The sequence below is a fragment of the Streptomyces sp. N35 genome (assembly GCF_016464295.1).
Lineage (GTDB): Bacteria > Actinomycetota > Actinomycetes > Streptomycetales > Streptomycetaceae > Streptomyces.
This window is the reverse complement of sequence record NZ_JAEIMH010000053.1, coordinates 59,881-67,374: the sequence shown is the minus strand read 5'-3', so window position 1 is coordinate 67,374 and position 7,494 is coordinate 59,881. Positions and strand designations below refer to the sequence as shown.

General features: G+C 69.9%; 5 protein-coding genes. 1 reads left to right on the top strand and 4 read right to left on the bottom strand.

What is annotated here, in order from left to right; translation table 11 throughout:
• Nucleotides 1-51: 51 nt before the first annotated feature.
• The 4 genes from JAO81_RS26745 to JAO81_RS26730 all read right to left on the bottom strand — a co-directional run bounded on the left by JAO81_RS26745 (nt 52) and on the right by JAO81_RS26730 (nt 6,294).
• Nucleotides 52-1,083 carry an oxidoreductase gene (locus JAO81_RS26745; protein ID WP_199550492.1) on the bottom strand — a complete coding sequence of 344 codons (1,032 nt, stop codon included), beginning with the start codon at nt 1,081-1,083 and terminating at the stop codon, nt 52-54.
• Nucleotides 1,084-1,219: 136 nt separating this feature from the next.
• Nucleotides 1,220-2,938, bottom strand: coding sequence for a BCCT family transporter (locus JAO81_RS26740; RefSeq protein ID WP_199550491.1), 1,719 nt, complete (start codon nt 2,936-2,938; stop codon nt 1,220-1,222).
• A 77-nt stretch (nt 2,939-3,015) separates the two neighbouring features.
• The gene (locus JAO81_RS26735; protein WP_199550496.1) at nt 3,016-4,278 is read right to left on the bottom strand and encodes a M14 family metallocarboxypeptidase; all 1,263 of its coding nucleotides are present in this window, start codon (nt 4,276-4,278) and stop codon (nt 3,016-3,018) included.
• A 27-nt stretch (nt 4,279-4,305) separates the two neighbouring features.
• On the bottom strand, nt 4,306-6,294 hold the full coding sequence (locus tag JAO81_RS26730) for a Xaa-Pro dipeptidyl-peptidase (RefSeq protein WP_199550490.1): 1,989 nt from the start codon (nt 6,292-6,294) through the stop codon (nt 4,306-4,308).
• Nucleotides 6,295-6,416: 122 nt separating this feature from the next.
• On the opposite strand from JAO81_RS26730, the gene sph reads away from it, so the two are divergent.
• On the top strand, nt 6,417-7,448 hold the full coding sequence (gene sph / locus JAO81_RS26725) for a sphingomyelin phosphodiesterase (RefSeq protein ID WP_199550489.1): 1,032 nt from the start codon (nt 6,417-6,419) through the stop codon (nt 7,446-7,448).
• Nucleotides 7,449-7,494: the final 46 nt, after the last annotated feature.

Below are 7,494 nucleotides of genomic sequence, written 5' to 3'. Positions count from 1 at the left end.
CAGACAGCACACCGGAGGGGGCGGCCCCACCAGGCCGCCCCCTCAGGTGTGTCAGCGCACCATCGGCGCGACCAGCACACTGTCCGTGGTCCGCGCCACGATGTACGACTCCCCCTTCACCGCCTTCGCCTCCAGGGCGATCCGGTGCTTGCCTGCCTCCAGGACGTCGTCGAACAGCTCGTGCGTATGCGTCCGGTAGAGCCGGTCGAGCCGGTAGCCGGTGAGCCGGACCCGGCAGGTCGAGGTGACCTCGATCCCCGCCTCGCCGTCCGCCGCCACGAGGCGCGTCAGCCGCCGCTGCTCCACCGGGCTGTGGTCGAGCGCGTCCTCGATCTGCGCCACCAGGATCGGGATGATCGGAGCGAGCCCGTCCACGTACACGACCTCCACACCCGTACGCTCGAACGCCTCGCGCACCAGGGCCCGTTGGGTGTCGGTCACCGCCCGGCCGAAGGCGACGGCACCGTACGTCCGCAGCTCCTCGGGCGGCACGCCGGTCGCGTCCTGGGTGATCTCGGCGCCTATGCCGATGGTGCGCAGCGCGGCGGCGAGCTTGGCGAGTACGGCGACCCTTGCGCCGATCAGCAACACCCGTCGCGGCAGGGCGGGTTCGGGGGTGGCGAGCAGCCGCGCGAGCTCACTGCGGTACTCGGAGCCGCGGAAACGGAACGGTCCGATGCCGTGGTAGGCGTCGCGTTCGAGGTCGACCTCGTCCTGGGTCTGCCAGGCGAAGTCCCGCCAGATGAAGTCCTCGCCGTTGTCCGGGTCCTTCTCGATGACCGCGGTGACCGCGCCGCATTCGAGGGACTCGCATTCGGGACAGCCGTAGATCACGAACCTCCCGTCGGGCAGCGGGGCTTCGGCCTCGAGCAGGAGTCTGCGCACATGCGTGGTGAAGATCGCGGGCGGTACGTCCGAGGCGAGCGGGGACACCGCGTCGAGATCGGACAGCTGGAAGAGCAGCGGCCTGCCTTCCACGATGAAGTCCGTGAAATCACGGTGGACTTGGTAGTCACCGTTGGCCAGGACGCCGCCGGCCCGCATCGCCGGGGCAAGACCGAAGGTCGCGTACTCGGCACACATGCCACGAGTATCCCCATCCGAGGGCGGAAGCGAGCATGACTGCGATATTCCGCTGATCGGGTTCTCGTCGATGCACGCTCCGAGGCCACCGAAGCGTACGGGGGAGCGGGACGCGGCGCGCCCCGCTCCCCCAGTGTCACTCGTCGATCGGCGCCGGTCCGATCCTCAGCTCGAACTCCCCGTCGTACTTCTCATGGCCCGCGATCACGGCCATCTCGACAGCTTCCTCGCCCATTTCGCCCCGGACGATCAGCGGGTCCTTGCGCAGATCGCGCATCAGCGACCAGCACATGCCGAGCATCACGATCACAAAGGGCGCGGCGGCCAGGATCGTGAGGTTCTGCAGACCTTGCAGGGCATTGGGCTTGCCGTTGCCGATCATGAGCATCACGGCGGCGACCGCTCCGGTGACCACACCCCAGAACACCACCACGAGGCGTGTCGGTTCGAAGGTGCCGCGCTGCGAGAGCGTGCCCATGACGATGGACGCCGCGTCCGCGCCGGAGACGAAGAAGATGCCGACGAGAACCATCACGAGGATGCTCATCACGGTGGGGATGGGGAACTCACGCAGCAGCGCGAAGAGTTGACCCTCGGGTGTGGCCTCGTCGCCGAGCCGTCCGCTCTCCTTCATCTTCATCGCCGTACCGCCGAAGATGGCGAACCAGACCAGGCTGACCGTGCTGGGCACCAGGATCACGCCGCCGATGAACTGGCGGATGGTGCGGCCACGGCTGATCCGCGCGATGAACATGCCGACGAAGGGCGTCCAGGAGATCCACCACGCCCAGTAGAAGACCGTCCAGCTGCCCAGCCAGTCCGCGACGCCCTCGCCGCCACTCGCCTCGGTGCGGCCCGCGAGCTGCGGCAGATCGCCCAGGTAGGCGGCGATCGAGGTGGGCAGCAGATCGAGCACGATCACGGTCGGGCCCGCGATGAAGACGAAGAGGGCGAGGATCAGGGCGAGCACCATGTTGGTGTTGGACAGCCACTGGATGCCCTTCTCGACACCGGAGACCGCCGAGAGGACGAAGGCCGCGGTGAGCACCGCGATGATCGCCACGAGCACGCCCGTACCGATGGTCTTGGCCCAGTCGAGCTCCTTCATTCCGCTGCTGATCTGCAGGGTGCCGAGCCCGAGGGAGGCGGCCGAGCCGAAGAGCGTGGCGAAGATGGCGAGGATGTCGATCACGCGGCCCCAGCTGCCGTCGGCGCGCTTCTTGCCGATGAGCGGGGTGAACACCGCACTGATCGTCTGCCGCCGGCCCCTGCGGAAGGTGCTGTACGCGATGGCCAGACCGACCACGGCATAGATCGCCCACGGGTGCAGCGTCCAGTGGAAGAGCGTGGTGGCCATCGCGGTCATCATGGCCGTGGCCGAGTCGGCGGGGTCGGTGCCGGGCGGCGGGGTGGTGAAGTGTGCGAGGGGCTCGCTCACCCCGTAGAACATCAGGCCGATACCCATACCGGCGCTGAACATCATCGCGACCCAGGACACCGTGCGGAACTCGGGCTCCTCGCCCTCGCCGCCCAGGGTGATCTTCCCGTAGCGGCTGATCGCCAGCCACAGCGCGAAGACCACGAAGCCCGAGGCGGCGAGGACGAAGGCCCAACCCGCGTTGTGAATCAGTCCGTTGAGCGCCTTCGCGGAGACGTCCTCGAGACTGTCGGTGGAGAGCGCGCCCCACAGGACAAAAGCGAGCGTGATGGCGGCGGTGACGCCGAACACCACCCGGTCGGTCGTCACCACACTGTGGTCGTGGGGGCTGCCGGGGAGCCCCGTGGACAGATGCGGTTCTCCCCGGCCGGCCCTTTTCTTCTGTTCTTCCGGTCTGTTCTGCTCTTCGTGCGGCATAGGCGGGGCCTTTCGAGGTGGCGTCTTCGTAATGCTCGCCTCTTCGCTACCACACGCGTGTCACAGGTCACAGACCATCAGCATTCGTCGGCGGGTTGCCCGTTCGCCACGTGATACGGCGCCCGTTCGTCGAGCAGCAGCGCGACGAGCGCACGCAACGACTGCCGCAGCGGCACGAGCACACCGTCGCCGTCGGGGCGCACCTTGACGCCGTGCAGCGCGAGTTCGTCACCGATGTCCGCGTACTGCGCGGCGGTGAGCCGGTAGCCGCAGGGCGGGTCGGCGAGGATCTCGGAGGGGTCGGCGGGGTCGTTGTCGGCGCCGCCGAGGTAGACGGGTCCCTCGTCCGCGTAGCCGGCGCGTCGGGCCTCGCCGGTCGCGCGGTCGACGCGGCGGCCCTTCTCGCCGGTGAAGGCGAACAGGCCGTCCAGTGCGGCCAGTTGGGAGTACACGCGGCGCCGGTTGTTCAGGCTCTCGTCCGCCTTCTCCTCGTCCGTGAGCGGATCGACACGGCTCTCGATGAGCAGCCCGACCGCGTGCTTGATACCGGAGGCGTTGCGCAGGATGCGCTCCTGCCCGTCGCCCGCGGTCTGCTTGATCGGCTCACCCGTCTCGGGGTCGGTCCAGATCCCGTACGTGCCCGTGGAGTAGCCCTCGCCCTCGGCAGCGGGGCGTACGTAGTCCCCGGAGAGGTTCTGGGCGTGGTCGTGCACGTCGTGGTCGGTGTTGAGGTTGCGCGGCCACAGGTCGAAGAGGTCCTTGTCGTAGTACGGGGGCGTGGCGCCGTACTCGTGCAGGTCGTAGATGACGTCGGGGCGCTGGTCGCGGATGACCCGGGCCAGGGTGCGGCCCTCCGCGGTGGCGAGGGCGACGTGGTCGCGGTTGATGTCGACGCCGTCGGAGTTGCCGCGGGTGTCCGCGGCGCGGCCGTCGGGGTTGGCGGTGGGGACGATCAGGATCTCGCTGCGGTCGAGGAGTTCGCGGGTGCGCTTGTCCTTGGCGTAGGCGAGGTCCCGGAGCGTGCTGAGGCAGGCCTCGCGGCCGGAGGGCTCATCGCCGTGCTGGGAGCAGATGAGGAGCACCGTGGGCGCGCCGGGCCGGTCGGTGCCCAGGCGGGCGAGCTGGACCGGCCGGTTCTGCTTGGTGGTGCCGATCTGCTCGACCTTGATCCGGCGGCTGTCGCGGTCGACGGTGCGCAGGAAGTCCTGCTCCTCGGGCTGGGTGGTCCAGCGGGCGCCGTCGGACCGCTCGAATCCCGTACGGGGTCCGGGCGTCGAGGCGTCCGTCTGGCCGGGGCCCGGGGGGGGGGGGGCGGGCGGGGCCGCGCGGAACGGGGTCAGGGGCCCCCGTCAGCGAAAGTGCGCGTCTCAAGGGATCAGGCCTTTCTCCGGGGGAAGACGGTGCGCCTGGGGAGCCTGCGCAAGCCCCTCGTAGCGGCCCGGGGGGGGGCCGGGGGGGGGGGGGCGGGGGCGGGCGGCCCGGGCGACCGCCCGCCGGCCGCCGACGAAGGGCAGCTCGGCGGTGGTGCGCCGCAAGTCGAGCGTCAACTTGCCCGGTGCCGCGGGCGGTTCGATGAGGCCGGCGTCGGTGCCCGCGACGATGAGGGCGAGACGGTGGCCGGCGGGGATCACGTGGTCGCTGGCGGCGAGGTCGATGGTGAGCGTGTGCTGCTTGCCGGGCGTCAGCGGTCGTTCCGTACGCGGGTCGGCGTAGGTGCCGAGGTCGGCCCAGCCGCGGCTGAACACCGTGTAGTCGACGTCCGCGGTCTTGGCGGCGGTCTCCTTGAAGCACGGGCTGTCGCCTTCGCGGCTCTCGCCCCAGCAACTGCGTTCGGGCAGCGTGACGATGCCCTCCCCCGCGGCGGCGTGGTCACGGATGGTGGCGGGGCCCAGGTCGACCAGGACGGCGGAGAGGTGGGCCGTCGGAGTCGAGGGGGTCGCGGTCACGGTGACCTGCGAACTCCCGGATATCCGGAGGTCCTTGGCGAGCGGCTCGGTGACGAAGCCCGCCTTGTCCGGTGTCGAGCTGGTGAGCTGGGCGGCCCAGTCCGTCGCCTCGCCGCGGCTCGGGCCGTCGGTGAACGTCCCGGCCGCGCCGCGGGGCGCGGACTCGAGGCCCAGGGTGCCGACGCCGGCCCGGGTGCCCGGTCCCGGCTTCACGGCCACGGTGTCCGTGGCGCGCGGCGGCCAGTGGCGGCTGGTCTCCCACTGGTCGGGAGCGGTCTCGATATCGGCCATCGGCTCGTCGTCGATGCCGTTGTCGTAGCCGAGGAGTTCATGGTCGAACCAGCGGTGCAGCGTGCGCACCCAGTCGGCCCGGCGGAAGTCGAAGGGGTCGACGTGCCCGGTCTGGCTCAGCCAGATCTTGCGCTCGACACCTTCCTCGGCGAGCGCGTCCCACCACTGACCGAAGTGCTTGGCGCGCACGTTGAGGTCCTGCTGTCCGTGGACGACGAACACGCTGGCCTCGACCTTGTCGGCGTCCGGCACGTGGTTGCGCTCGTCCCACAGCCGGGTCCAGTTGCCGTTGCGCGGCGCTTCGTCGACGAGCCGCTGCTGTACGGCGCCGCAGCGGGTGCGCGCCTCGGGGCTCTCGACGTAGTCGGACAGCCACTCGGGGCCGCTGTCGTAGAGCGGGGCGCCCTGCTGGAAGTAGTAGTCGTACCAGGAGGAGATGGCGCCGATCGGCACGATGGTCTTGAGGCCCTCGACGCCGGTCGCGGCGACGCCGTTGGCGACCGTGCCGTCGTAACTCTTGCCGATCATGCCGGTGTCACCGTTGGACCAGCCGGCCTTGGCGCGCTCGTCGCCGGTGCGGCTGGTGTAGCCGCGGCCGCGGCCGTTCAGCCAGTCGACAACGGCCTTCGCGGAGGTCACATCGGAGCGTCCGCCGACGTCCACACAGCCGTCGGAGCGGTTCGTCCCGGCGAAGTCCACGGCGACGAAGGCGTAGCCGCGCGGGACGAAGTAGTTGTCGTAATACAGCGGGAACTGCACCACGTTGCCGTCGGCGTCGTAGGTCTTCTTCTGGCTCTCGTTGCCACGGCCGCAGCACGCGTAGTACGGGCTGGCGTCCATGATCACGGGGATCTTGCGCCCCCGCTGGGCGGGTTCGCGCGGGCGGATGATGTCCGCGGCGACGCGGTCGGTCCTCCCGTCGCCGTCGCCGTCGAGCCCGGTGTCGACCCAGACGGATTCACGGATGGCGTTCGCGTACGAGTAGACCGGCTTGCTCTCCGTCGGACGGCCGCTCTGTGCGGCGGCGTACGCGGGCGAGAGCAGCGAGAGGAGAAGGGCCGCCAGGGCAGCCATGAGCACGACAGGTCTGAAGCGGGCGGCCCGCGCAGGTATCGGCATGCGGCGGAAGTTACTCCGGTCAACTCCCGCGCAAAAGAGGGCAGTAGTCGCATCCGAGTGTCCGGCGCCGCGACAACTCGCCGACATCCAGGGGCTACTCAGAAGTAACCGTCGCTGCTTTGATGAGCGGGCCCCACCTCCTGCCCCCACATCACACGGGAGTCTCCGTGCCGCGTACACCTCGCGCACCTCGTACGACCGCTGTCGCACTCGCCGGTCTGCTCGCCGGCGCCGGCCTGGTCGCGACCTCGCCCGGGTCCGCATCGGCTGCGGCCGCACCGGACATCAAGGTGCTCACATACAACGCCTTCCTGTTCAGCAAGACGCTGTACCCGAACTGGGGTCAGGACCATCGCGCGGCCGCGATCCCGAAGACCTCCTTCTTCCGCGGCCAGGACGTGGTCGTGATCCAGGAGGCCTTCGACAACTCCTCCTCCGACGCGCTGGCGGCGGGCGCCCGCGCCGAGTACCCGCACCAGACGCCCGTCGTCGGGCGGAGCAAGTCCGGGTGGGACGCGACCGGTGGCGCCTACTCGACGACCACGCCCGAGGACGGCGGGGTCACGATCTTCAGCAAGTGGCCGGTGCTGCGCAAGGAGCAGTACGTCTTCCCCGATGCCTGCGGGTCGGACTGGTACTCCAACAAGGGCTTCGCGTATGCGGTGCTCGACGTGAACGGCAGCAAGGTGCACGTGGTGGGGACGCATCTGCAGTCCACGGATCCCGGGTGCGGATCGGGTGAGGCGGCGGCTATGCGCAGCGCCCAGCTCAAGGACATCGACGCGTTCCTGGACGCTAAGGCGATTCCGGCCTCCGAGCAGGTCATCGTCGCGGGCGATCTGAACGTCGACTCGCACAGCGGTGAGTACGCCTCGATGCTCACCGACGGCGGCCTGGTGGGGGCGGACGCGCGGACCGGGCATCCGTACTCCTTCGACACCCAGGACAACTCGATCGCCAAGGACCGCTACCCGGACGATCCGCGCGAGGACCTGGACTACGTGCTGCACCGGGCCGGGCACGCGCGCCCTGCCGGCTGGACGAACCACGTGGTCAAGGAGCAGTCGGCGCCCTGGACCGTCACGAGCTGGGGCACGTCCTACACGTACACGAATCTGTCGGACCACTACCCGGTGACGGCGTCCGCATCCTGACAACGGCAGGGGGGGTGCTCCCGCCACCGCGGGCCCGCCGGGGCGG

Bases quoted from the DNA above. Each gene is read 5' to 3' on its own strand.
- sph (WP_199550489.1), top strand. From the start codon at position 6,417: ATGAGCGGGCCCCACCTCCTGCCCCCACATCACACGGGAGTCTCCGTG.
- JAO81_RS26745 (WP_199550492.1), bottom strand. From the start codon at position 1,083: ATGTGTGCCGAGTACGCGACCTTCGGTCTTGCCCCGGCGATGCGGGCC.
- JAO81_RS26740 (WP_199550491.1), bottom strand. From the start codon at position 2,938: ATGCCGCACGAAGAGCAGAACAGACCGGAAGAACAGAAGAAAAGGGCC.
- JAO81_RS26730 (WP_199550490.1), bottom strand. From the start codon at position 6,294: ATGCCGATACCTGCGCGGGCCGCCCGCTTCAGACCTGTCGTGCTCATG.